Below are 2513 nucleotides of genomic sequence, written 5' to 3'. Positions count from 1 at the left end.
TGTCAACGGCGGAGACAAAACCGGCCACTTGGCGGCGCAAAACCAGGCCAGTGGTGGGGCACCAAGCGCCATGGCGCGTGCGCTCCCCAAATAGCTGGCACGTGCCATGGCGCATTGGCCCGGAGGGCCAATTCTGCAAGGTGTGATCAGGTGGCGGCTCGGGCCTTTCGGGCGCGGCTTTGGCTAAGGCGATAGCTGTCGCCGTTCATCTCGAGAATGTTGACGTGGTGTGTCAGCCTGTCGAGGAGAGCGCCGGTCAGGCGTTCGGCGCCGAAGGTTTCGGTCCATTCATCGAATGGCAGATTGCTGGTGATCAGCGTGGACCCGCGCTCATAGCGCTGCGAGATCAGTTCGAACAAGAGCTCGGCGCCGGTCTTGGAGAGCGGCACGAAGCCCAGTTCGTCGATGATGAGCAGCTTAACGCCAGCCAGCTGCTTTTGCAGGCGGAGCAGACGGCGCTCGTCTCGGGCTTCCATCATCTCGTTGACCAGCGTCGCGGCGGTGGTGAAGCTGACCGAGAGGCCCTTCTGGCAGGCCGCCAGCCCCAGCCCGAGGGCAACATGGGTCTTGCCGGTTCCACTGGGCCCCAAGGCGATGACATTCTCGCGTCGCTCGATCCAGTTGCATCGCGCGAGTTCCAGCACCTGCATCTTGTTGAGCTTTGGGATCGCTTTGAAGTCGAAGCTGTCCAGACTCTTGGTCGCCGGGAACTTCGCTGCCTTGATACGCCGCTCGATCATCCGCCGCTCGCGGTCGATCAATTCCAGCTCGACCAGACGTGCCAGGAACTGGACATGATCCAGCCCTTCGGCGGCGCATTGGCGGGCGAGCTTCTCGTATTCCCGCAGGAAGGTGGGCAGCTTCAGCGTCTTGAGATGATCCGCGAGCAGGATCTTCGGGGTGTCGGTCATGCCGCATCCTCCGACATCAGGGCCATGTAGCTGGCCGCGGATGTGGTCTCGACGTTCGCCCGCGGCAGGTATGGGTAGACATCGAGGTCCAGCTTTGGCGGCCGTTTCTCGACGTGACACAGGACGAGGTGCTTGACGGCATCGAAGCCGACCGCCCCCAATTGCAGGGCCTTCTTTACGGCGGCATGCAGGTCGTCGATGTCGAAGGTCTCGAGCAGGCGCAGAACCTGAACATACTCGCGGCGTCCTGCCTTGATCATCCGCGCTTCCATCAGGCGGCGCAGGGTCGCGAACTCCGACGGCAGGTCCCATTCCGCCAAAGGAGCCGCCTGGTCCAGGGCATTGATCTTCTGCTCGATCAGCGGAAGGTAATGCACCGCATCGAAGACCATGTCCTCGCGGTCGTAGCAGCGGGGATGACGGGCGATCACCTCGCCACCGCAGCCGATCACGACCACGTCGACATAGCCCCTGATCCAGACGTCACGGTGGCCGTAGGCGACGGGGACCGAGTAATCGTTTGTTTTGTAGCGCACCAGTGCCTGGGAGCTGACCCGTCCGGTGACCTGATCGCAGGCATCGAATGGCGCTGTCGGCAGATCAGCCATCGCGGCCAAATCCCGCTCAAGGCGTTCCGCGATCGTCTCGGACTGGCCGCGCAGGATATCCGCCTGACGTTTGAGGCACTGTGCCTCCAGGTAATCGTTGAACGCGCCCCAGGTTGCAAACCGCGGGATCGGCACCATGAAGTTGCGGCGGGAATAACCGACCAGCCCCTCCGCGTTGCCCTTGTCATTGCCCTTGCCGGGCCGCCCGTAGCGGTCACGGAACAGGTAATGTGACATGAACCCGCTGAACAGCGTGGCCCGCTGACGCGTTCCATCCGGCAGGATCTTCGCAACCAGACAGCGGTCGTTGTCGTAGAGGACCGACACCGGCACCTTGCCGAAGAACGCGAAAGCGTGAACGTGGCCATCCACCCAAGCCTCGGCAGTGGCTGCCGGATAGGCTCGCACGAAGCAGGCATCACTGTGCGGCAGATCCATGACAAAGAAATGCGCCTTCTGCTCGATGCCGCCGATGACGACCACCGCCTCGCCGAAGTCGGCCTGGGCATGACCGGGCGGATGCGCCAGCGGCACGAACATCTCGCGGCCGCGCCGTTCGCGTTGCCGCATGTAATCCTTCACGATCGTGTAGCCGCCAGTGAACCCGTGCTCGTCGCGAAGCCGCTCGAACACCCGCTTCGCCGTGTGCCGCTGCTTGTGATGGACCTCCCGATCGCCGTCCAGCCAACCGTCGATGATCCCGGTGAAGGCATCCAGCTTCGGTCGCTTGACCGGTGCCGACCGCCGATACCCAGGCGGAACCGAAAACGCCATCATCTTGGCTACGCTATCGCGCGAGATGTTGAAATGCCGCGCCGCCTCTCGCTGGCTCATGCCCTCAGCACACGCCAGCCGAACCTTCCGATACAAATCCACAGTGAAAATCCTCCCGCCCTCCCTGTCGCCAGAAAGGGTAAAGGTGGACGACTTTTACGCCGCCCGCAGCAGGCTCATCCCGCCGCTACCGTGGCCGACTTTCGCACCGCCGTTCTCA

General features: G+C 63.0%; 2 protein-coding genes. Both read right to left on the bottom strand.

The genetic code is table 11. From position 1 onward, the window contains the following. Window positions 1-146 precede the first annotated feature (146 nt). On the bottom strand, window positions 147-911 hold the full coding sequence (istB, locus tag N5A93_RS19385; RefSeq protein WP_268956741.1) for an IS21-like element helper ATPase IstB: 765 nt from the start codon (window positions 909-911) through the stop codon (window positions 147-149). Continuing rightward, complete coding sequence (gene istA, locus N5A93_RS19380; RefSeq protein WP_440590584.1) at window positions 908-2395, bottom strand: IS21 family transposase; 1488 nt, start codon at window positions 2393-2395, stop codon at window positions 908-910. The genes istB and istA overlap by 4 nt, the downstream gene beginning before the upstream one ends. Between the last annotated feature and the right edge of the window lie 118 nt (window positions 2396-2513).

The organism is Roseovarius salincola (genome assembly GCF_026891095.1).
GTDB classification, from domain to species: domain Bacteria; phylum Pseudomonadota; class Alphaproteobacteria; order Rhodobacterales; family Rhodobacteraceae; genus Roseovarius; species Roseovarius salincola.
This window is presented reverse-complemented; position numbering and strand designations above follow the sequence as displayed.